This is a genomic window from Streptomonospora salina, from assembly GCF_014204715.1.
GTDB lineage: Bacteria > Actinomycetota > Actinomycetes > Streptosporangiales > Streptosporangiaceae > Streptomonospora > Streptomonospora salina.
On record NZ_JACHLY010000001.1, the window covers coordinates 2,427,807 to 2,450,245 of the forward strand.

At 64.6% G+C, this 22,439-nt stretch carries 19 protein-coding genes and 1 pseudogene; 7 read left to right on the top strand and 13 right to left on the bottom strand.

Annotated features, from left to right (window positions below; genetic code table 11):
* The 6 genes from cas1c to cas3 are packed head-to-tail and all read right to left on the bottom strand — an operon-like array spanning nucleotide 1 to nucleotide 7,256.
* Nucleotides 1-1,026, bottom strand: coding sequence for a type I-C CRISPR-associated endonuclease Cas1c (gene cas1c, locus HNR25_RS11090; RefSeq protein WP_184634771.1), 1,026 nt, complete (start codon nucleotides 1,024-1,026; stop codon nucleotides 1-3).
* On the bottom strand, nucleotides 1,019-1,672 hold the full coding sequence (gene cas4, locus HNR25_RS11095) for a CRISPR-associated protein Cas4 (protein WP_184634773.1): 654 nt from the start codon (nucleotides 1,670-1,672) through the stop codon (nucleotides 1,019-1,021). The genes cas1c and cas4 overlap by 8 nt, the downstream gene beginning before the upstream one ends.
* Complete coding sequence (cas7c, locus tag HNR25_RS11100) at nucleotides 1,669-2,565, bottom strand: type I-C CRISPR-associated protein Cas7/Csd2 (RefSeq protein ID WP_184634775.1); 897 nt, start codon at nucleotides 2,563-2,565, stop codon at nucleotides 1,669-1,671. Before cas7c ends, cas4 begins: the two co-directional genes overlap by 4 nt.
* The gene (gene cas8c, locus HNR25_RS11105; RefSeq protein WP_184634777.1) at nucleotides 2,562-4,364 is read right to left on the bottom strand and encodes a type I-C CRISPR-associated protein Cas8c/Csd1; all 1,803 of its coding nucleotides are present in this window, start codon (nucleotides 4,362-4,364) and stop codon (nucleotides 2,562-2,564) included. The genes cas7c and cas8c overlap by 4 nt, the downstream gene beginning before the upstream one ends.
* 4 nt (nucleotides 4,365-4,368) lie before the next feature.
* The gene (gene cas5c / locus HNR25_RS11110) at nucleotides 4,369-5,055 is read right to left on the bottom strand and encodes a type I-C CRISPR-associated protein Cas5c (protein ID WP_246463610.1); all 687 of its coding nucleotides are present in this window, start codon (nucleotides 5,053-5,055) and stop codon (nucleotides 4,369-4,371) included.
* Entirely contained in the window at nucleotides 5,052-7,256 is a 2,205-nt protein-coding gene (gene cas3 / locus HNR25_RS11115; protein ID WP_184634779.1) for a CRISPR-associated helicase Cas3', read from the bottom strand. The genes cas5c and cas3 overlap by 4 nt, the downstream gene beginning before the upstream one ends.
* A gap of 496 nt (nucleotides 7,257-7,752) precedes the next feature.
* Here cas3 and HNR25_RS11120 point away from each other — a divergent pair, with 496 nt between their 5' ends.
* Nucleotides 7,753-7,962, top strand: coding sequence for a hypothetical protein (locus tag HNR25_RS11120; protein WP_184639731.1), 210 nt, complete (start codon nucleotides 7,753-7,755; stop codon nucleotides 7,960-7,962).
* A gap of 714 nt (nucleotides 7,963-8,676) precedes the next feature.
* Complete coding sequence (locus HNR25_RS11125) at nucleotides 8,677-9,279, top strand: ISAs1 family transposase (protein WP_312862487.1); 603 nt, start codon at nucleotides 8,677-8,679, stop codon at nucleotides 9,277-9,279.
* A 360-nt stretch (nucleotides 9,280-9,639) separates the two neighbouring features.
* Here HNR25_RS11125 and HNR25_RS11130 read toward each other — a convergent pair whose 3' ends face one another.
* Both HNR25_RS11130 and HNR25_RS11135 read right to left on the bottom strand, forming a co-directional pair.
* On the bottom strand, nucleotides 9,640-11,193 hold the full coding sequence (locus tag HNR25_RS11130) for a hypothetical protein (RefSeq protein WP_184634783.1): 1,554 nt from the start codon (nucleotides 11,191-11,193) through the stop codon (nucleotides 9,640-9,642).
* 2,396 nt (nucleotides 11,194-13,589) lie between these two features.
* A pseudogene (locus tag HNR25_RS11135) lies at nucleotides 13,590-13,703 on the bottom strand (plasmid replication, integration and excision activator); the annotation flags it as partial.
* A gap of 303 nt (nucleotides 13,704-14,006) precedes the next feature.
* On the opposite strand from HNR25_RS11135, the gene HNR25_RS11140 reads away from it, so the two are divergent.
* Together HNR25_RS11140 and HNR25_RS11145 are read left to right on the top strand one after the other, a co-directional pair.
* Entirely contained in the window at nucleotides 14,007-14,744 is a 738-nt protein-coding gene (locus HNR25_RS11140; protein WP_184634785.1) for a DUF5919 domain-containing protein, read from the top strand.
* Nucleotides 14,745-14,759: 15 nt separating this feature from the next.
* Nucleotides 14,760-15,236 (top strand): NUDIX domain-containing protein, encoded by a 477-nt coding sequence (locus tag HNR25_RS11145; protein ID WP_184634787.1) that lies wholly within the window; start codon nucleotides 14,760-14,762, stop codon nucleotides 15,234-15,236.
* 21 nt (nucleotides 15,237-15,257) lie between these two features.
* Here HNR25_RS11145 and HNR25_RS11150 read toward each other — a convergent pair whose 3' ends face one another.
* From HNR25_RS11150 to HNR25_RS11160, 3 genes are all read right to left on the bottom strand, one after another.
* A complete protein-coding gene (locus HNR25_RS11150) occupies nucleotides 15,258-15,794 on the bottom strand; it encodes an HD domain-containing protein (RefSeq protein WP_425579690.1) in 537 nt (178 codons plus the stop codon).
* 9 nt (nucleotides 15,795-15,803) lie between these two features.
* A complete protein-coding gene (locus HNR25_RS11155; RefSeq protein ID WP_184634789.1) occupies nucleotides 15,804-16,295 on the bottom strand; it encodes a GntR family transcriptional regulator in 492 nt (163 codons plus the stop codon).
* A 217-nt stretch (nucleotides 16,296-16,512) separates the two neighbouring features.
* Nucleotides 16,513-16,785 carry a hypothetical protein gene (locus HNR25_RS11160; RefSeq protein ID WP_184634791.1) on the bottom strand — a complete coding sequence of 91 codons (273 nt, stop codon included), beginning with the start codon at nucleotides 16,783-16,785 and terminating at the stop codon, nucleotides 16,513-16,515.
* 564 nt (nucleotides 16,786-17,349) lie between these two features.
* Between HNR25_RS11160 and HNR25_RS11165 the strand changes: the two genes are divergently transcribed.
* Nucleotides 17,350-17,931, top strand: a complete 582-nt coding sequence (locus HNR25_RS11165) for a phospholipase D-like domain-containing protein (protein ID WP_184634793.1) — start codon at nucleotides 17,350-17,352, stop codon at nucleotides 17,929-17,931.
* A 52-nt stretch (nucleotides 17,932-17,983) separates the two neighbouring features.
* Here HNR25_RS11165 and HNR25_RS11170 read toward each other — a convergent pair whose 3' ends face one another.
* Together HNR25_RS11170 and HNR25_RS11175 are read right to left on the bottom strand one after the other, a co-directional pair.
* A complete protein-coding gene (locus HNR25_RS11170; RefSeq protein ID WP_312862488.1) occupies nucleotides 17,984-18,874 on the bottom strand; it encodes a DNA adenine methylase in 891 nt (296 codons plus the stop codon).
* Nucleotides 18,871-20,379 carry a ParB/RepB/Spo0J family partition protein gene (locus HNR25_RS11175; RefSeq protein ID WP_184634797.1) on the bottom strand — a complete coding sequence of 503 codons (1,509 nt, stop codon included), beginning with the start codon at nucleotides 20,377-20,379 and terminating at the stop codon, nucleotides 18,871-18,873. Before HNR25_RS11175 ends, HNR25_RS11170 begins: the two co-directional genes overlap by 4 nt.
* A 1,158-nt stretch (nucleotides 20,380-21,537) precedes the next feature.
* Here HNR25_RS11175 and HNR25_RS11180 point away from each other — a divergent pair.
* Complete coding sequence (locus HNR25_RS11180; RefSeq protein WP_184634799.1) at nucleotides 21,538-21,867, top strand: YciI family protein; 330 nt, start codon at nucleotides 21,538-21,540, stop codon at nucleotides 21,865-21,867.
* 82 nt (nucleotides 21,868-21,949) lie between these two features.
* Nucleotides 21,950-22,423: a GNAT family N-acetyltransferase gene (locus HNR25_RS11185; RefSeq protein ID WP_184634801.1), complete on the top strand. Its 474-nt coding sequence runs from the start codon at nucleotides 21,950-21,952 to the stop codon at nucleotides 22,421-22,423.
* Nucleotides 22,424-22,439: the final 16 nt, after the last annotated feature.

A 22,439-nucleotide genomic window follows, 5' to 3' on the forward strand; every position in this document is an offset into this window, starting at 1 on the left:
TCACACCGTCCAGGGCAGGTATCCGGGCAGTTCCTCGCGCAAGGTCCGCGCCATCAGCCGGGACTGGACGAACGGCACCAGCCCGTGAGCCACACGCCGTCCCAAGACCGGGTGGGGCCGCTCTTTCTGCCGGTGCTGCTGCCATGCGGTCAGCACCGTCTTGCGCCCGTCTTCGGTCAGCTGCACCGCACCGCCCTCCAGCTGCTCGAAGTCGTCCGCGCTTACCTGGCGCCGGTTGATCAGCGTCAGCGCCAACCGGTCCGCGATGGCCGGGCGGAACTCCTCCATCAGATCCAGCGCGAGTGCGGGCTTGCCCGGCCGAATGCCGTGCAGGAACCCGACGTAGGGGTCCAGCCCCACCTGTTCGCAGGCGCCGTGCACGCTCGAGCGGACCAGCCCGTAGAGGAACGACAGCAGCGCGTTGACGCCGTCGGTGGGCGGGCGTTTGATGCGCCCGGGAAACGACAGCCCGGAGTCCTTGCGGATCATCATCGCCAGCGCTTCGAAGTAGGACCGCGCGGCCGCACCCTCGACACCCATGAGGACGTCGAGGTCCTCGGCCGCACCGGCGGCGGCCAGCGAATCTTCCAGATCCGCGGCGATGCCGCGCAGCGCGTCCTTGGTATCGCCCGCATCGCGGGCGCCTTTGAGGACGACCTGCCGGCAGTTCTGGATCTTCCCGGCGACACACGCGCGTGCGATCGGCAGCCGCACCACCGGGTCGGCGTGGGCCAGGTGCTGGGCGTGGCGCAGCAGCACGTTGCCGCGGGTGGGCCCGTCCAATCGGCAGCGGAAGCGGCCGCCCCGGCTCATCCACACCACGGCGCGCCCGTCATCGGCGCAGCGCGACAGCAGCGGCGCGGAGACGCTGATGTTGCCCAGCAGCACGATCGACTCCAGCCGCAGCAGCGGCAGGGTGCGGCGCGGTCCCCCGCCGTCGGGAAGAGCGATGCGTACGGCGTCGCCGTCCAGATGCAGGGAGGCGCCCGGTGTCTGCACGTAGAGCGTGTTGAGGAGTTCAGTCATCCCAGTCCGTCTCGTGGGAAGGGGTGTACAGCTCGGCGAGCAGCCGGTTGTAGCGGCGGGTGCCGGCAAGGACCTTGGGCATGCACCCGGTGTTCATCGAGCAGCGGCGGCACCGCTGATCGGCCGCCGGGGCGGGCAACTCCTCGCGGGCCATGACGGCGCGCACGGCCTCGGCTGTGGCACACACCCGCTCGCGCAGGGAGGCGTCAACGGCCAAGGTGTGGCGGCGGCGGTCGGCCATCGCATAGATCGCGGCGGTGGGCACGGCGGTGTCCATGCGCTGCTCCAGGCACATCGCCTGCGCGGCGACCTGGACATCGGCGGGACCGCCCGGCGTGTAGGAACCGGACTTGTGCTCGACGGGCAGCACGGTGCCGTCGGGGTGGACTTCGACGACGTCGCACACCCCGGTCAGTCCGAGTTCGTCGTGCCAGACGGGCAGCGCCCGCAGGGTGCGCACCTGCGGGCGCTTGTCATGTCCGGGGTCGTGGATGCGGTGGTGGGCCAGGGTGCCGCGCACGGTGGCGGCGTCGTCGGCGTAGGCGTCTTCGAGCAGGATGAGGCCGGCCTGGCGGGGGCAGTAGGCGTAGTGCTCCAGCGCCGACAGCGGCACCGGCCACGGGTCCTCGGCACCCACTGCTGTCACCCCACCAGGGTGGTCAGGCTGGTTCCGTCCGGGAGGCCCGCCTCGTCGACCGCGACCTTGTAGTTCCCGAACGAGCGGATCGGGCCGCCGTGCTCGGGGTCGGTCCAGGTGACATTGAGGCGGTCGAAGAGGGTGTGGGCCGGCGCCTTGCCGAAGGCGTCGTCGTGGGTGAACACATACAGCCCGCGCAGAGCCATCTCCCCGCGGGAGGCGGCGCGGTCGTGCTCGAACATCATGGTCATGGCCCGCCAGAACGCCTCCAGATCGGCGGAGGTGACACCGGTGCGGCCCGCCAGCGGGGCGCTGAAGTGGCCGAATCCCCGGTAGAGGCCGTAGGGCACGGTGTGCTTGGCGCCCATCTCGGTCGTCTCGCCCTGCTCGGTGTCGGCCGTGCGGGTCTGGGTGATGCGGGTGATGCCGTGCTCCTGGTCCAGCACCCGGTGCAGGGAGCGGGAGAAGGTGAGTTGCAGCGGGCCCTGCACGCGCCCGGCGGGTTTGTCGCCGGTGCTCATCACGGCGCCGAACATGCGCACGTCGAAGAAGGTCTCGCACATCCAGTCGCGGGCGCGGGGCTGGTTGCCGGCGGTCTGCTTCTTGTCCGTCTTGTCGCCCTGCAAGCCAAGGGCGGTGTAGGCGCGTTCGTGCTGGGAGTTCAGCGATACCCCGGCTTCGACGTAGATGTCGTAGCCGGGCTCTCCGTCTTTGAGCAGGGCGATGGTGTTGCGGATCTTGCGTTTGATGGCCACGTCGGTGACGAGGCCGTGGCCGGTGTCGGGGTCGGTGCGGGGTGCGCCGCCGGCGTCGGGGTCGCCGTTGGGGTTGCCGTCGCACACGTCGAAGAGGAAGACGAAGTCGTGCTTGCGGGCGGGGTCGAGGTGGGCGGGGGTGGTCATGACTGGTCCTCCTGGGGGGAGCCGTTGGCGTGGGCGCGGCGCTGGCGCTGGTCGTGGGCGTGCTGCTGGTAGTAGCCCAGGCTGAACAGGGACTGGCCCTCTTGGTCGAGGACGTCGGGCAGCGGCCCGTCCAGCAGGTCGTGCAGGTCGCAGATGGTGCGGAAGTAGGCGGTCTGGGCGCCTTTGTCCTTGGGGCGGCCGCTGGTGCGCAGGCGGCGGAGGTGGGCTTGGGACTTGTCCAGCAGGGGTTCCATGCGGGCGCGGGGGGTGGCTTTGGCGGCCGAGAGCATCTTGTCGGCGATGGTGCTGTTGGGTCCTTCGCCGGTTTCGGGGTTGCGCAGGGCGCGGTACTGCAGGGACTCCAGTACCGCGAACAGGCGCCCGGCCACATAGGCCGACTCTGTGCGTTCCTCGTCGAGCACCGGGGGCACCTTTCCGTGTTCGGTGGCGAATGTGCGGTTGTAGGCCAGGCGCAGCAGGGCGGCGCGGGCGTGGTCGATGCGGCCGTCGGCGCCGATGCGCTGGTGGAGGTGGGTCAGCAGCGCGAACGGCGGAGGTGTGGTGTGCAGGGCCGCGCCCAGTAGGCGCCGGTGGGCGTCTTGGGGTTCGGTGTCCTTGGTGTAGCGCCATCCCTCGTTGGTGTCCTGGCCCCGGCCCAGGCAGCGCGCCATCAGCCACACGGGCACCGGACGCGGGGCGTCGCTGCGCCAGGGCTGGATCTCGTGGTCGCGGAACCAGGCGGCCACACGCTGCAGTGCCTGTTCGAGGGCGATGTCGATCCACTCGCGCACCACGACCCGGCTCTGGTTGGCCGCGAGTGTGGCGGCGTAGAACCGGTTGGCCTCGATGTCCTCGGCGCTGCGGCCGCGCCGGGGTTTCTCGAGTTCGGCGAAGACGGCGGCCACGTCTTGGGGTTCGGCGTTGAGCAGCACGTCCATCAGCGGCAGCTCGACCGGGTCTTTGAGCCACCACACGATGACCGAGTCGGGCATGCGGTAGCGGTGGGAGCGCTCGGCCAGCAGGGCGTTGAGCACGGCGGTGGAACGGGCGCCGCACTCCTCGCACAGGGGGATGTCGGCGAGCTGGATGCGGCCGCCGCGGCCCTGGGCGGAGGTGTTGACCGAGACCAGTTGGGCGTCGCGCCCGCGGCCGGTGGCCACCGGGATGAGCCCGGCCTTGACCGGTTCGGGCAGTGAGTCCAGCAGCGGGCGCTCGTGTCCGCAGGACAGGCACCTCCCGCTGCCGGCGCGTCCGCTTTTGCGGGCGGTGACGGTGGCGCGCCAGGCTTCCTGGGCGGCTGCGCCCAGGTGGGGCCAGTCGTGGCCGTGGACGCTGACGGCGACCACGTCGGAGGGTTTGGCGCCGTCGGGTAGGGCCACGGTGCGGTGGCGGCCCTGGTCGAAGCAGGCCAGTACCGCGCGGGCGGCGGGATCGTCTCCGGCGTCGCGGGCCCAGGCGCGCAGCAGGTCGATGTAGGCGTCGTTGCGGCGCAGCGCCTCTTCCTGGGCTTTGGGGGTGGTGTTTTTGGCGGCGGCGACGACGTATTCGAGGGTGTCGACCAGCAGCATGGGCGGGGGTTTGGCGCCGGAGCGGTAGACGTAGGGGGCGTTGAGCACGATGCCGTTGCGGTGCTCGGCATCGGCCAGGTCGTTCAGCTGCGGGCGGCCGTCGGCGCCGCGCAGCACGGGCTCGCCGTCGGTGTCGATGGTGAGGCACCAGCGCACAGTGCGGGGCCGGTAGTTGGTCGGGGGCAGGTCCGCCATGTGGGGAGCGTGGTCGGCCAGGGCTTTGAGTAGCACGTCGTTACCCCCGTCCGCCGGTGCGCGCGGCCGGGGAGCCGGGCAGTTCGGCGCCCTGTTCGGGGACGTGGACCACGCCCTCGACCATGGAGGCGTGGAACCAGCGGTAGGTTTCGCGTTTGCCGGAGTAGTCGATGCTGTGCAGCATCACGCCCAGGTCCTCGCTGTCGGAGATGGGCGCACGGTCGCCGGGTTTGGCGAAGGCGGCGGAGAACTCGCGCGTGCCCAGGAACGGCTGGGAGAAGCAGGCGCCGCGCTCGACGCGGCGGCGGAACTGGTCGCGGTACTTGGCCGGGTGGGCGTCGGCGTGGGGGTTCAGGCGGATGTCGGTGACAATCCGGTAGGCCACGTCCCGCAGGCCTTTCATGTGGCGCTGGTCGCGGTTGGCTTCGGCGTCGAACCGGGTGGCCGGGTCGGTCATGGCGCGGCGCACCCAGTCGCCCGAGGTGGTCTGGTCGACCTCGTTGCGGCGCACGGAGAACCATTGGACGGGTTTGAGGACTTCGATGCGCTCGATGCGGTAGGTGAACTCCGGCTTCCAGAAGATCGCCTCCAGCAGCCCTTTGGCCGCCGAAGGCGTCATGACGGGGTAGCTCAGCCGTTCGGTCTTGAACTCGGGGCGGGTGAAGCAGGCGAAGGGGCCCTCCACCTCCACCGCCAGCGGCGGTGTCCCTGCGGGGGGTGTGGTCAAAACTGGCTCTCCTTGGTGTCGGCGATTTCGATGCCGCGCTGCTTGTCGTAGTCGCCGATCCACTCGTACAGGTCGCCGACGACAGGAACCATGAGTCCGGCGGCTTTGCCGGTGACGTAGCCCCGGGGCAGGGTCGCCATGTAGGGGCGCAGTTCGCGCATCAGGTGCCCGGCCGGTGCTCCTTCGCGCAGGGCGCGCAGGATGCCGCCGATGCGTTTGCGCTCTTGGGCGTAGCGGTCCGGCACGCAGACCACGGGCACGGTCACGTCGCGGATCATCTCGAACAGCTCGGCCACGCGGGGGAAGTCGCCGTCCTGGCGGGCTTTCTGGATCTGCCGGCCCTTGGTCTCGACGTTGGTCTGCTTGAACCGCTCGACGTAGTACTCGTGGAGCGCCTCAGGGTCGTCCGGCCAGGCGAGTCCGTCGCCGAAGAACATGCGGGTGATCCCCAGCAGGGGTCCGTAGATGAACTCGCCGCCGCTGGACTGGCCGTCGCCGTCGTCGTGGGCGAGTTCGAAGATCGTGACGGTGCCGCGCTCGCGTCGGCCCGACCGGTTGCAGCGGCCGGCGGCCTGCTGCAGCGCCTCGGCGGGGGCATAGGCGCGAAAAACGTCGGGGAAGTCCAGGTCGACCCCGGCCTCCACCAGTTGGGTGGAGACTACCGCGACCGGGGTTGCGGTGCGGTTGAGTTCGGCGATCTCGGCGATGGTCTCCCTGCGGTGGCGGGCGACCATGCGCGTGGACAGGTGCCGCACCGGCTCGTCGCCGTCGCGGTGCTCCTGGACCAGGGTGTGGATCCGTTGCGCCTGGGTGGTGGTGTTGCAGACGGTCAGCACCGCGGGCTTGCCGGCCACGGTGCGGGCCAACTGGTCGGCGGTGGGGGCCGGATCCGTCCACCAGCGGTAGTTCACCCGGGCCAGGCGGTTATAAAGCGGCTTGGGCTCGGCGATCACCTCGCGGGCGGCAATGTCCTTCAGCGGCGACAGCTCGAAGAACGCCGGCTGGGTGGCCGAGGCCAGCAGCACCGTGACCCCGAAGTGGTCGGTGAGCGTGCGCAGCATCGACAGGATCGGCACGAGCATGGCGTCGGGCAGGGATTGGACCTCGTCCAGCACGATCACCGAGCCCGCCAGCCGGTGCAGGCGCCGCATCGCCTCGGGGCGGCGGTCGAACAGGGACTCGAACAAGCGCACTGTGGTCGTCACGACGAAGGGGGCGTCCCAGTTCTCCGCGGCCAGCTTGGCCCACCGGCGCCCCGCGGCGGCTTCGGCGTCCAGGTCGATTCCGCTGTGGTGCTCCAGAACCGCAGGCGGTTCTCCCTCGGCTTCCAGCAGGCCGCGGTAGACGTCGGCGTTCTGCTCGGTCACCGTCATGAACGGCACCGCCACGATCACCCGGCCCAACCCGTGACGGCGGGCGTGGTTCAACGCGAACCCGCCAGCGGCGATCGTTTTGCCCGACCCGGTGGGCGCGGGCAGCCGGTACATGCCCTGCGGGCCGTCGGCTGCGGAGACGGCCCGCTCGTAGACGTAGGCCCGGTCGCCGTCCACGGGGGACGGCGACCGGTCGGCAAGCAGTTCTTGGCGGGCCTTCTCGAAGCGATCGGCCAAGTCGAGGGCCGCTACCGGATGATCCGGGCGGGCGAGACCGTCTATGTGCTCGGCGGTGTCGAGCCGGTCGGCATCGACCACCGCGCTGAAGACCATGCGCACCAGCACGTCCAGCACCAGCGGGTCCTGGGCGTAGGCGTCCCGGACCCAACCGGGCAGGCCGGGCCCGTCGAGGATCTCGGGCATCACCTGGGCGACTCGGTCGATGGCCTCCTGCACCGAGGCCGCATGCTCTCCGTCGCCACGGGCCGCCTGCAGCTCTTCCTTCAGGCCAGGTCGGGAGACCAGCCCCCCGTGGTGGCCGAACACCACACCGGCCAGCGGACCGAGGCCCGCTTGCTGGGCCAGCAGGGTGCCCGCGTGCTTGTGCGGAATCCCCACACGGCCGTTGGTCGGCTCAGCACGAAGAAGCCCGTCCTGCCAGGCGCAGGTCCCTTTGCCGACGTCGTGAACACGGCCGAGGTAGCCGGCGGCCTCCCCCGCACCGAACCGGTCGCCGTACCGGTGGGCCCGCAGCTCGGTTCCGCGGAGATGATCGACGAGCAGGTGGCGCTGCCCGTCGCCGTTGGCGCTGTGGCCGAGAAGGTCCATGAGCCCGCTCTGAATCGCTCGTGTGTTCGATCGACCGGAACAGTAGCTCAGGCCGCAGGCAGCCGCTGGTGTTTACTCAAACTCGCCTACAACCTGGGAATTTGCGGGCGACCCCACCCATAGTGAAGCCGCCCGCCCATGCGCTATCGCGCCTCTGCACTCATCAGAGTTCCGATCCTCTGCGGCACCTGCACCCTGAGGATGGTCCGTGGCGCCGCAGCCCTTGGGGCGACAGTAGCAGGACTACCTCTTCTCTGAAGAGTGATGCGAAGAACGGCTGTTGGCGCTAGAGTCTCGGAGTCACCCCACCGGGCTCCATCCCTTGCACGGCGGGGCATCAGGACGGCCGTAGGGGCCAGCCAGAAACGGCGACGGCCCCCCGCTGCAACGGGAGGCCGTCCTTACCTCGAAACAACAACCACATAGGAGGTTGCAGGTGAGATGGAGTCTAGCCATTCCGCCTGGATCAGGACACGATCCCTGGGACGCCGGTCTCGTGGCAGGGGAGACCAAGCCCGTCATCGCTGACTTGGCGCTCGCCCATCCGATGTCCGGCAACTGGTTAGGTCTTACCGGCTACGCCGTCTTCGTGACCGTGTTGGTCTTCTTCGGTGTAGTGATGCCGGCGGTCTGGTCGCGCAAGGCCACGCGCCGTAGCGCGGCCCTGCGCGTCCTCGACCGCCTGCTGCCGCTGTTCCGCCGCTGATGGTTCTCCGCTTCTCGCCGCACTACTGCAGGGCGGCGAGAAGCGGAACTCTGCTGCCGCGGACAGCTATCACCACTGCTTGCGTAACCTGTCCGCGGTGGTCGTAGATGTGGTGCGATCCTCCCGCCGCGGACGGCGACCGCCACCAGCAGCGGGCCCGCGAGGTCTACGCCCAGAACCCGTTGCGACCCTCGGCCGCCGCTTACGGCGACCGACACAGCGCCTGAACAGGCGAAACGCCAATACGATCCCCACTGCACAGGCCAACGGGAACGGACATACTCACCCACTCAGGAAGGAACCTACTTCGGAACCTCCCCGGAAATCCATGAGAGCTTCCGGTTCCGAAGCCCGCCACACAACGGGCCGCGCCGACACCTCAGCCTACCGACCGGCCCACCCACCTCCCCGCCCCACGCATGGATCCCCGCCGACGACCCCGCAAGCGATCGGACGGCCCTGCAGGCCCCGGGGCGCCGGCAACACCGCCGGCCCGGAGAACCTTCGAGAACCTCAGAGGTTCTTCCCCCGATTCCCTCCGCATCCGCGCCGCCCCGAAGGAGGGGCGCCCCATGGCAATCATCGAAAAGCGCCGCCTGAACAGCGGCAACACCCGGTACTGGGTCAAACGGCGCGCTCGGGAGGATTCGAACTCCCAACCTTCTGACCCGCGGCCGCCGCGGACGACCGGCAACCGCCCACGCCGGGCTCGATGTGGCCGGACGGGTGATCAGCGCCGATGCTCTGCACACCCAGAGGCCCACCGCCGAGCATCCGGTCGGGCGCGGCGCGGACTATCTGCTGACCGTCAAGGCCAACCAGCCCACACTGTTCGCCCGAGTCAAGGCGCTTCCGTGGGCGCAGGCGCCGGTGTTGGAGGCCACCCGCGAGCGCGCGCACGGCAGAACGGAGGTGCGTACCGCCACGGTGCTCACCGCGCCGCGGATCGCGTTCCCCCACGCTGCGCAGGTGGTGCGGGTGCACCGGTGGGTGCGCACCGCCTCCACGGGCCGGGTGAGACGCAGCTATGCCTACCTGGTCACGAGCCTGTCGGCCGAGTGCGTCACGGCCGGGGAGTTGGCGCACTCGGTGCGCGGCCACTGGCGTATCGAGGCCCGCCACTACATCCGCGACGTGAGCTTCGGTGAGGACGCCTCGCGGGTGCGCACGGGCAACGCACCGCAGAACATGGCGCTGCTGCGCGATCTCGCGATCGGCCTGCTGAGCGGGCTGGGGTTCGCGAGTGTCCCCGCGTCCTACCGGTGGGTGGGCTACGACTGCTTCACCCGCCCGCTCGACCTCCTCGGGATCGCGTGACCAGTACCTACGCCAGCCGGTTCAGAGAATGAAATCGCCCTGGTCGCGAGGGGGCGCTGTTTCCGGGCGGCAGAGGCGGCGGGGCGATAGCGCGATTCCAGCGATGGCGGACGTGGCAGATTGGAACCGCAACGGAGTCCCTTGAAAGTCAGAGATGTAGGAGCCCCTGTTCTTCTAGTGGCTCCGTTGTTGCGTTTTCGGGCATTTCCTGCACCGCTATGATGCTGTGACCAGCGTTGCCCTCACCTATCCCGAATTTGAAACCACCCTGGCAACAACCTGAGCAAAGTCACCGTTCCCTGCCAAACGCCTCGAAATCCCAAAAGAGAAGCCAATGAGACCAGTTAGCCTAGAACCCCATTAATCAAGGATTTGTCGCACGGGATCAAATTGGCCAAGTCCTCGTTTGTCGAACTCCACCAGCATCCTGCTATATCTCTCTTCATGGTCTTCAAGACTTGGATTCTGCCCACCCGAAATTTGACTCCAGTCGGGAATGTGCTTCCACCCTAGCGCAGGACTGGGCTGCGGGTTCATCCAATACTCTGATGTAATTACGCGACACCTTCCATCACCTTTATCATATTGCAAAGCTTCACTGCACTTGTCCGACGCTTCTCCCGATCCAAGAATAATAGAAGGTGAGTCAAAAAGGTTTGCAATAACACGTAGCTTATCAACCTCCCCCTGGATTAGTTGGCGCCCGCTACGCTTTACTTCGACGGGCACAACACGACCATCCGAAAAGAGCAATACAATATCGGCCTCACCTATCAGCTTTCCATTATCGTAAAAGTTTACTCCTGGATGAGCACCCACAAGCTCCCCGTTCCCCGCCTGATAGATTGCAACGATCCAGCGCATTATTAATGAGTGGTAGATCGAGTCATCATCGATCGAACGGCGCAGCGGCTCTGCCAATGAATAGTGAAACGCGAGTCCGGTAGGACCGAATGGCCTGCTTACTGACCTGCCACATATCATGCAAGTGACAGGAAGCGGCGTTTGCTCCAGGTACCAGCGCATTTCGTATCGACAATGTTCACATTTAATCTTCCCAAGGCGTCTTATCATATTGCTCGTCTCAGCCCAACGGAGCCAAGCTTCTGCTGTATTTTTATCACCTAACGCCTGACAGATCTGGCTGTATGTGAATGTTCCGGATGTTTCAGAGTCGTGGGATACATTAACCTCTCCGATCAGCTGCTTCAATTCCTCCATTGCACTGTTGGGATCTTCCTGAGCGTTCGCCACAGCTTGTGCTTGCTGGAGCGACCTTTTTTTCCACCAACTCATCGAAGTACTAGCAGCAGTGTCCGTGAGCAATTTTAAGATCTGTCGATGGCACAACCACCGCAACCCGCCGGGCCCTCCAGCTAGCCTAATTAGCGCGAGAGCATTGCGCCCGTTATCTGACTCCTCAACCTTTATCCCATGTTGGTTCGCTACAGCTTCCAGCATGGTCCATTTGTGTGGCCATACGACTCTGGTAACCTCGTCCTTGATTGCCGACACGATTACTCCGGATCCACCGTATCGGTACAAGTTTCTTGGGTTTCTCAATACCACCGAAGACGGAATCGGGTGATTCTCTATTCGGACGTTGAGCTCCAGAGGTACGCTCCGCTGCCTACTTACTCGCAGCCATTCCCTGTCTTCCTCAGTGCGTGTCGCGACCAGGGATTGGCCATTCTCTAATGTTAGCGCGGCAACAGAGTCCCGTGATGCTGGCGAACTCTCGATAAGAGCTTCGTCGGCAGGACGAAAATCGACGCTAACGCCACGGCTGTGGATTTCTCTAGCAAGATTTCCAAGCTCATCGCTAGAAATGCTCCAGGAGGATACAGCCAACTCAGGAAGAAAATGTTCCATTTCCGTTGTAGCCTGATTGATTAACCCTGCCACCTCATCCACGTCTACGCGTCCATCACACCCCCTCACGTATGGGATTCCAATGGGGAATCCCGGAGGCCAGCCGAGGACTCCTCTCAAATTCCAGAGTAGACATGCGTCATGAATGTTGTGCTCTTCATATAGAACGATCCAATCCAGCGTATTTTGTCGTGCCCATATAGCACGTTCCCTCAACCAGCCATCTAGGGCGTTTATCCTCCTAGACCGAGAATGTCGAGCTAGTCCTAAAAGGCTCAAATCGATGGGTGATGGTTCCCGGAGACGGCGTGCCAGATCTACAATACCTGGATCTTTCACCACCTCACGGGAGACGCCTATGCAGTCATCGAATGAAAGGTCTTCTCTAAGAGAGAATATGGAGAGTGTTTTTGAGTCCGGCTTCGCAGGCAACCGGCCGCAAGAAACGAGATAGGAAAGGGACCATCGGTCGTCCTGAGTAGTCGATGAAGTGATTGAACTGAGGCGTTCGGGGCCGCGTGATGCAGCTACAGCCAGGGCTGGATACTTAATTGTCCTGGTCGTTAGAGGAAGCCTTGTGTCCTCGCTCAAGGACTCTAATGAAGCGTGAGAGTCGCTCGCTAAAGAGACGTGCTTAGGGCGTATGAGGGTTTCCAATTCGCTTTGACAGAGAATTCTTCGATACGAACTAGGGACATATCCGTCTTCACAATCGAATGGCACAAATATGTCACTGACTCCGCCCCATGCTTGGCTTAAGTATTCAATCAAAGACTCCAAGTATGGCCAGTCGCCTTCAGGAATTAGCCATGCCGCACGTTGGGGTCTTAGCTGCAAAGTTCCGCTTCTGGATCCCTTTAGCGGATCACTGTCGAGAACGCTGTCCACGGTCTTCCTCTCTGACTGATTAGTTCCGCAGTTTCTTATATCAGTGGGAAGCCCCAGAGGTAACGCGATCGCGCTCGTGGTGCAACCGTGCCAGGCTGGCCAGATGACCGCAGTCGGATACCGGGGAGGGTGGGCCGGCAAGGTCCCCCTCTTTCCGGAGACCGGATACCTGGCTCGGATCAGGCTCGGGGCGGTGTCATCGATGTCAGATGGCCTGTCTCGGCGCTGTCGAGCCTCCTCGTACTCCTCTCAGGGGACATGTCGCCGAGTCTCCTTCCTGCACACGCCGAATACCAACACCAACCTTGGGGCAGCCGCCGCGGACAGCGACCGCCACCGGACTTGGTTTCGTTGGTGGGGTCGTTGCGGTTGGCGTTGCGATCCTCGGCCGCCGCGGACGGCAACCGCCACACCCGAGCCGGGGCGGGGAGGCGGGCACACCCCCGAGTTGCGATCCTCGGCCGCCGCGGACGGCAACCGCCACAGCGCTTGAGTAGGGAAAACACCAATACCCTCCGCACCACGCGGTAAAGAAAGAACGGACATACCCACCCACTCAGGAAGGAACCTACTTCGGAACCTCCCCGGGAATCCATGAGAGCTTCCGGTTCCGAAGTCCGCCACACAACGGGCTGCGCCGACAGCCCAGCCTACTGGCCGACCCGCCGTGTGGCGCTGCCATGCCAGCGATCATCCAATATGACCCCGAGGCGATCGAAGGGCTGGTGCACCCGGAGGGTGCACGAGGTCGGAAAAGGTCGTGCACCACCAGGGTGCACATCTCGCTATCCATCCCGGCGCAACCGCGCACAACTCGGACCGCGCCTCGCCCACAACCTGGGGATACTCGAATACTCGCAGGTCAGCGCATTCCCCCTGCAGTCTTCGATTCCCGTCATCCGCTCAGATCATGCGAAAGGCCAGGTCAGACGGGATTTCCCGGGGGCCTGGCCTTAGCTTTTGGTAGGGCTGGAAACGGGCCGCGTGCCAGTTTCTTGCCAGAAGCTCAGACGGGCGCCCCGGCGGTCGGCGGATCGCCGTCGTCACTGTCGGTCGATCCGTCAGGGTCGCCGGAGTCGCCCGAACGCTTCAGCTCGTCGGCTGCCCGCTCCCCCAACGCGTCGGCGATGTCCCGAGCGCGTCGGGGACGGGATCCACGCCGAGCGAGTCCAGGACCCACCGCAGCCGGTCCGCCCAGGCCGAGCAGGTGACGCCCCGGATCTGGGGCAGGTACTGGCTTCCAGGTAGGACTCGGCCAGGCCGGAGACGACGAGGACGGGTTGCCAGTGGCGGCGGTAGATCCAGAACCGGCGCCAGGTCGCCAACGCCCGCAGCGCCACGTGCGCCTTGAAGGAGCCCGGCCGGCGCCGCCACCACGCCAGAAGCCCGAGGTCGGCCACCGTCCACAGCACCGCCACCCCGACCCATCCGATCAGCACGTAGGCCGCAACCGAGCAGGCCACGACGGCGACGGAGACGGGGAACTGGAGCGGCAGCAGCACGAGAGCCCGCAGGAAGCGCCAGAGCCACCCGGTGAAGATGCCCGGCGTCTCCACGACCGGACGCTTGGTCTCGAAGTCGGTGATCTGCTCAACGCCGAGCGCGTAAGCGCCGTGCGGGAACACCGTGCCGAACTCCACCGGCAGCGCACCCTGAATCGCCATCGTGTTTCTCCTGTTCATAGACCCGACTGCGGGACAGCGACGTTCGCCGCCCGCAGGAGCGTGCAGCCCTGCGAACGAGAACCGAGACATGTATAGCATGTATCGATCTCAGTATGCGAGGGATAGCGCATCGCTCATGTCTCCTCTGCGGATCGGTCGCTTCTCGGCCCCGGTCGGCCGGTACCTTCAGACGTGTACAAGCATCCGGCACACGCCCGGGACGGGATCACTACATGGCTGGACGTGTTCGGGACGTCTCGGTACTGTGAGCGCGTCCTTAGACGTCCTGCGAACACGGGGCACATGCCGAACGAGAGGTTGCGCGCCGCGCTGCTAGAGCGCGGACTCACGCCCGCAGATCTGGCCGAGGACGTCGGCGTGGACGCCAAGACGGTCGAACGGTGGATCGGCCGCGACCGCACCCCGTACCGGCGCCACCGCTACGACGTCGCCGCCCGCTTGGGCGTGGACGAGACGTTCCTCTGGCCCAAGGCCCTCAGCCCCGAGCAGACCGCCGAGGCGTCCGAGAGCGAGATCCTCACCGTGCACCCGCACCGGTGGACCGTGCCGCGCGACGCGTGGAAGCGGCTCTTCGAGCGCGCGCAAGAGGAGATCGGCGTCCTGGTCTACAGCGGCTTCTTTCTCGCCGAGGACGGCGACATGCACCGCCTACTCAGGCAGAAGGCCGAGGCCGGCGTGCGTGTGCGGTTCCTGCTCGGCGATCCCGACAGCCCGGCCGTGGCCCAGCGCGGCGCGGACGAGGGCATCGACGAGGCCATGGCCGCCAAGATCCGCAACGTGATCGTCCTGTACAAGGAGCTGCGCAGCGTGGACAACGTCGAGTTCCGGCTGCACCGGACCACCCTGTACAACTCGATCTACCGCGCCGACGAGCAACTCCTCGTCAACACCCACGTCTACGGTGCACCGGCCGCCAATGCGCCGGTCTTCCACCTGCGCCACATCGCCGGCGGTGGCATGGTGAGCACGTACCTGGAGAGCTTCGAGCGCGTGTGGAGCGAAGCGACACCGCTGGACTGAGGGAGGCCACCACCCATGCCCAAGCGGATCGACTACTACGACGACCCGCAGGCCCCGCCCCCGAACAGCCTCGTCCCCTCGGTGAACGTGATCGTCGCCAACGAGCGCGACGAGGTGCTGATGATCCGCCGCACCGACAACGGCAACTGGGCGGTACCGGGCGGCGCGATCGATCTCGGCGAGTCCCTGCCCGAGGCCGCCGTGCGCGAGACGCGCGAGGAGACCGGCATCACCTGCGAGATCACGGGAATCTCCGGGACCTACACCGACCCGAGGCACGTCATCCACTACACCAGCGACGACGAAGTCCGGCAGGAGTTCTCGATCGTGCTCACCGCGCGGCCGGTCTCGGGCGAGCCGACCCCGAGCAGCGAGTCCCGCGAAGTCCACTGGATCCCGAAGGCCGAGCTGGAGGGGTACGGGATGGACCGGTCGATGAAGCTGCGCATCAGGCACTACGTGGAAGGCCGGACCGCGCCCTACGTCGGGTGAAATCCGGCCCTCGTCGTAGGGCTACCAGGCTTCGACCCTGCGGACCGCCTTTTCCAGGTCGGGGCGGGAGCGTGTGATCGCACGGTGCACGAGGTCATCGGGCTTGTAGCGCTGCAGGATCTCGTCGAGGCGCCGCTCGGCGGGAAGGTGCGTGCCGTCGGGGCCGGTGGTCATGTCGGAGTAGGTAAGCGCGTTAAGCAGATCGGTCGGCGGAAGCGCGAACTCATCAGCCAGCTCGGCGTACATCCCGCGTTCGTCGGCCTCGACCAGGGCGCCGGAGTGGTGCGCGACCAGCGAGCACAGCGTCTCGTCGACCTGCTCGACGTCGCGCAGGTACCGGGCACCGTCGAGGGGATGGAAGCCGGTCTTGGCGAGGTCGGGTGAGTATCCGATGTCGTGCAGCCACGCGGAGGCTGTGACCAGGTCGGCGTCATCGCCGAGGGCATCGGTCAGTGTTTCGGCTTGCTCGGCTACGCCTTGCGTGTGTGCCCACCGTCGGGGCAACGGCTCTTCCAGAAGGTTCCGCGCGAGATCCCGCGCCCACAGAACATGTCCCACATGTTCAGGCTAACGTGGCGGGCTTTCAGCGCCCCGGTCGCGGACGAAGCGGCCCTTGCCGTGGACGGAAACGACCAGGCCCGAGCCTTCCAGGTCGGACAGGGCTTGACGCGCGGTTCCGCGCGAGACGCCGTAAGCGTGGACCAGCGCGGACTCGCTCGGGAGCGCATCACCAGGCGCCAGATCCCCGAGATCGATCCGGTGCCGTAGTTCGTCGGCGATGCGCCGGTACTGCGGTTGGTGCCCGGAGGAGTCGCCGGCCCCGGCCTCGTCGGGATCGCAGACGACCCGGCCGGTACCGGGAAGCGTGCGGATCAGCCGATCCGCCTCCAGAGCGGCGAGAGCACGGCGAATGGTGCTGCGTGCGACGTGGAACTCTTCGCCGAGCGCAGCCTCAGAGGGCACCGAGGCACCGGGAGCGAGCGCACCGCTGGTGATGCGTTGCCGCAGCGTCTCGGCGATCTGGCTATAGGTGCCCCAAGGGGTTGGTCGAGCGCTCACGTCAGCGGACTCCTCCGGCGGCTAGCTTCACGGACATCCACGAGAGGACATTGGTTCGGCAAGAAGCAGCAGCGATGTCAATCGGCGCTTGCCATCGATTGACATCGCTAGGCAAAGGTTCGCATGGAGTTCGCAAATGTTCGCAGTTGGTGAGCCGCGCGGCCGGTGTGGGAAGGACCAGACGGGCCACCGACCGCGCGGCGGTCTGATCACGTCATCAGCGGTCGTCGAAGCGGTAGCGTCCATCGCCGAAGACGCGCGCTCGGGCGCGGAACCAGCCCGCGGACAAGAGAGAGCGTCCTGCGCCGGGAGGCGGGTCCTCAAGCTGGCGGACGAACTCCTCGATGTCGGGCTCGACGAGCGTCGGCGCGTGGTCGGCGTCGGGCCGACGAACGGTCGCGATCCACAGACTCTCGGTACGCCGGATACTCCAGCGTTCGCCGTACCGGTCCTGGAGCAGCCGCAACAGCGGGTTCTCGTTGGAGGTCACGCCGTCACCGCCTCAGTCCGAGCGATGTCCAGGAGCACCGCCATGCCGAGGCGGTTGCGGTCCGCACGCGCCGCTCCCTCCGCAGTTCCAGGTGCAGCACGTAGGGACGCACCATCGCCGCACGAGGAGGGACAGGGTAGGCCGGCGGATCCGGCGTGACGGGGACCGGTGCGTACGGACGAGGCCGTGCCGCAGAGCGCCGTCGATGCCGTGGACGAGACCGCGCGATAAGGTTCCGCATGTTCCACCTGCTCTCGTCAGGTCGGGACCACGCCCCCGGAGTGTTCGCCGCACTCGCGGGGGTCTTTACCTGCGGAAACCTTCGCTGGGACGAGCGGACATGTGTACCACGTATCGGACTTCTCAAGGGACGTCTTGGGACGTCTTCTGCTAACGTCGGTGTCCCCGAGCCCGGAGGTTGACGCCGTGAACGAGGCTCTGCGCCAGGCCCTGGCCCGATCCCGCCTCACCGACACCGACGCAGCGGCCCGCTTGGGCGTCGACCCCAAGACCGTCCGCCGCTGACTATCCGGCCAGAAGCCCTATGCCCGCCACCGCTGGGCTATGGCCGACCTCGTCGGCGTGCCCGAGGAAGAACTCTGGCCGGAGGTCAGGAAGCGCGACGAACCAGCGGCATCCGCGCTGCCCGCCGGCATCAAGAAGGTCTATCCGCATCGGTGGGAGGTGCCGCAGTCGGTCTGGCGGCAGTTCTTCGAATCCGCCGAGCGCGAGATTGGCGTACTCGTCTACAGCGGCTTGTTCCTAGCCGACGACACCGGAATCCTGCGGATCTTCGAACGCAAGGCAAGGGAAGGAGTCAAGGTCCGGCTCTTGCTCGGTAACCCCGACAGCCCGCACGTTGAGGAGCGCGGACGGGAGGAGGGCATAGGCGAAGCCATGTCCGCCAAGATTCGCAACGCGCTCGTCCTCTACCGGCCGCTACTCAAGATCGGTGGAATCGAATTGCGACTACACGGAACGGTTCTCTATAATTCGATTTATCGAGCAGATACGGAAACTTTCATCAACCCGCACGCATACGGGACTCCAGCCTCGTCAACCCCAATTTTTCACCTCGAAGGTGACTCCAATATAGGCCGCGTCTACCAGACAGCCTTCGAAACGATATGGAACACCTCTTACTAAAATAACCGAAAAAATTTCAGTCTCTAAAGCGCACAGTAATGCATACTTGTTCTCAGTGCGAACGTGTAGGTTCTCGCCCCTCTAGCCAGAAAGCTGATCTTTCCCCCACTCCCTTGAAGCCTGATATGTAAAGCCCTTGAGAAGAGATCAAATACTCCGACCCAACGTGTTGTGGCCCTGCAGTGTGCGATATTCCAAACAAGGCACATGGATTGTCTGGATACAACTCCTCATGAACCCTATCGTCTTTATCGTAAGTCAAAAGCCAATATGCAGGGTTCCGAGTTAGCGCCTTTGCCAGGCGGACATGGTCTTCCCAACTTAGGGTGTTTAGGTAAAGCCTATCCCCTTGCCCTAGATAAGGCGGATCTATATAAGAAAATGTATCCAGAGAGCGTTCCGTAAACTTTTCTACAACCTGCACCCCCTCTTCTTCGCGGACCTCTACTCGGTGACGGTAAGAGCCAACTTTTATTAGCCTTTTTGCGAGTCCTGTTGGATTATATCTCGCATCAATCTTCCATCTTCCCGACTGATCCATCCCACCAATCGGGCCGGCATCGAATATCCCGGATCGGTTGGTCCTGTTCAGGAAAAAAGTGGCGAACGCCAGACCGATTCCACGCGAGTCTGGATCCTGGTAAACCTCACGTTGACGGAACCATTCCTCAACGGTCGGCTTCGTCGCTAACACAAGATCGACGAACTCCTCTGTATCATGAAAAACCGAGCGCCAGAACTGAGCTATTCCACGATTCAGATCGTTCAATACCACGTGGTCTACGACCTCATTGAAAAGCAGGGAAAGCGCCGCTCCCGCGCCTCCTGCATATGGCTCAACATAAACGGTTGGTCTTGGCCGCTGCTCAGAGATGATGCTCTGGAAAATCGGAGCCATCCGCGCCTTACCCCCTGGGTACCTCAGAGGACTAAGATACCTCACCTTCCATCCCCCATTTCTTCGTCGAGCATGGAAAGGAAATGAACATACTTGTCAGAAATGGCGACCAGTTCCGCCACTGTGGGAAAATAATGGTAATTGTGCAGAAACGCGTTCATCGTATTCGCGGAGATCAACGAGTTCCTAGTATCAATCTGGTTTCGTATGTCCTTAAGCTTCACCTCATTATTTTCTGGATCAATATTCGCAAGACACGTCCTGATTCTTTCCTTTAGTTCCTGTCGCTCCTTTGACTTCCAACCATTCGTCTCAATGGCTTCCACTACTACCAACTCTACAACCATACGCGTCAACGCAGCCGCGCTATTCTTGAAGCTCTCTAGCTCAAGCCGTTGTGCCTCCCTCAAAACGTCTTTCGTCCGCCTAGAAGCGTTCTTCAGGCGCAATCCATGAAAAAGTTTAGTTGGCCGAGCAGGCTGGTTCCTCTTTGATCGCTTCTTCCCATTCTGCTGCGGTTTTTCCGGCGGGGCGTCGGGTTCCTCTTCGGTATTTTGTCCACCACTATGGCCACCACCGTACTCTTGCTCCTGAGGTGGCTGCTCCGGTGCCGGATCATTCCGAGCGCCGACGTCGTCGGGGGAAACGGATTTATCTCCGTACTTGTTGTCTCCTTCAGCTCCACCCCCGTCCTTCGGGCGAACCCGACGTTCTGATTCGCCAGTGAGGCTGCCATCAGACTCTTCGGCGTTGTCCGAGTCTTCACCAAGCTCGTTTCGAATTCTTTCGATGTACGCTAGACGCTGCTCTTTCTGTTTAACCTGAGTGACCGTCAATCCGCCAATTAGATCGTCGACTATCTTCTTTAGCCTTACGAGAACCAGCTCAGCCCGATCATGTGTAACGATTTCTGTGCCGTCGATAGAAAACTTGCAATAGGACCTTATGTCTGGGTCCACAATCAAGCGCGCAAACGTAGTTATCTTCTCGTCGACAACCTGCTCAATTCTATTGTACAGCTGGGGATTAGATCCATTTTCTGTTTGCTCAAATAGCCAGTTAATTACTGCGAGTGCACGATATTCACTTGTGCCAGCTTTTGCTTGCCTTCTGATCCGCATGCCCGAGCTCCAGCGGACGATGCCCCGCCCGTCAAGCTCACCACCATGGCGAAGGGTAAGCCAATCTTCGGCTTCTTCTCTACTTTGAACCGCCACACAATTGATTTTACTGACTCGCCCACTAGGAACGCTTTCAAATTTTCGCTTCCATTGCGGGTCCTGACACAGAGCAGGATTATCCGTTAGTTTGATCGCTGCTATCCGCCGGTTCCCCTCCAGTACGACATATCCGGCATCAGACCTTACAACAAGTATGCGATCAAGGGGGTTCAATCCCTCTTCAGAAATACTGACAGCCAAATTATGTATTTTTTCTGGATGTCCACCCAAGAGAGCGGCAATTGCCTCATTCTGTCCTTTGGTTGCCCGGTGACGGGGGTTCCTCGTATCCAGCAGTAGGCTCGAAACTGGGATTTCTACTTCTTCCATTATTCACTTTCGCTGCTGGGGGGCTTCTGCATCCAGGGTAAACTAACACCCACCGCACATAAAGCTCGACAACATGGTACGTCTGATTATATTGCCGAGTTGAGCCATATGGGATCAAGGCGACGGCACTTCGCGCCGTCGCGTCGGCTTGCTGGGGTGTGCTCGGGCTGCGGGCTGGCGCCCGGTCCCGAGCACACCCCAGCCGCCGCACGGCTGACGTGTTAGGACGAACGCCCGCGTCATAGACGCCACAGGCCACGCCATACCTATTGCGACGCGCGGCACTGACAATCCGTTGGCTTCTGGGAAAACTCGCATACCTGACGTTCTGGTCCCCGAGGCACTCGGTCGCGCGACCCTGCCTGTCTTGGGTGGCCGGCACCAACGCGACCGAGCACCTCGGACCGGGGCCGTGGTTGCTCTCGCCTTGGGTTACTGCACTGGTGGTTACGCGCTGCAACAGACGGCGGGCACTCCCGGCGTGCCAGATTCGTGCCAGTCGTAGCGGACGATCATGGGGACTCACGGGGACTCATCCGACGAGCGCGCGCTCCTGCGCAGGTCAGCGAAGCGGCACGTCAGCCGCCAGCCATCGCCTTTGCTTCCCAAGCTGATAGCGCGGGTTCGATTCCCGTCATCCGCTCTGTACGAAAAAGAGCCCTGACCTGCGATATTGAATCGAACGGGTAGGGCTTTTCTCATGCCCAGGGTGCACGCGAGGGTGCACGGCCTCGCGCCGGCGGCCCGCTGTGCAGACTCCATCCCGTCATCCGGCCCCGCGGCGAGGGTGCACGGGACGGCCCCGCCGGCCCCGTGAGCCTTCGGAACTCGCCCCGCACCTGGCTCGCTGGCGGCGCCGCCACCTGAACAGCGCCGGATGCGGGTGGCGGCCGCCGCTCACGGGGGCAGCAGGTCCAAGGCCCGCAGCGTCTGGTCCTTTGATCCGGTCGCCAACCTCGTCCCGTCCGGTGACCAGGGCACCTGAGGGACTCCTGATCTAAGGCTGGGGGGCGCCATGCCGTCGGCCGCCGTCTCAAGCAGGAGCCCGGAGCCGATGACTTTCCGCCTCCGGCAGAGTCACCCCCATGAGCCCCAGCCTCACAGTCGCCCGTTGCAGCTGCTGGACCCCGCAATACCCGATAGGAGAAGGAGCCAGGGATGGCGAAGTTCATCACGATCGGATACGGCGATCGCGCCGGCTACGAAAGCACGGCGGAGGTGGTGCGGGAAGCGGCCCACACCCACGACGCACGACTGCGAGAGGCCGGCGCGGTGATGGGCGCCGCCGGTGATCCGGTCCGAGTACGGAACCACGACGGTGCAGGGACGCGAACGGACGAGGGGCCGTATATGCGCTCGGACCTGCCGGTCGCAGGGTTCGCGTTGATCGAGGCAGCCGACATCGGGGAAGCGACGCGACTGGTCTCGCAGACGCCGTGTGCGGTGGCCCAAGGCGTAGTCGAGATTTGGCCGCTGACCGCGCCTTGACCGGCTTCAGTCCTCGGCCCGGAGAACACAGCCGGGTGCCTCGGCGAGGCGGGCGCGGCGTCTGGCCGGTTACGGTTGTGCGATGACGCCACGGACAGAGCCCATCCGCGTCGCCACGTCCGCCGACGCGGGCGAGGTCGCCGAGCTCCTCGATCGCTTTCAAGCCGAGTTCGACGAGTACACGCCGGGAGCGGCCGCGCTGGCACCCCGCGTCCGCGCACACGTCGAAGACGGACTCAGCGTGTTCCTGGTGGCCGGGCCGCCGCACGTCGGCGTGGCCCAGTTGCGGTTCCGCGAGTACCTGATCACCGGCACCCCGGTGTGCTATCTGGAGGAGCTGTATGTGGTGCCCGACCGCCGCGGGCAGGGCCATGGCCGGATGCTGATGCAAGCCGCGGTGGCCCTCGCCCGCAGACGGGGCGCCACCACGATGGAGTTGGGCACCGCTGCCAGCGACACCGCGGCTCGTTCGTTGTACGAGAGTTTCGGGTTCACCAACCTGGAGCGGGCAGACCGGCCGGAGACGCAGGCGCTCTACTACGAACTCGACCTGTGACGCGTTCACCCGGTCT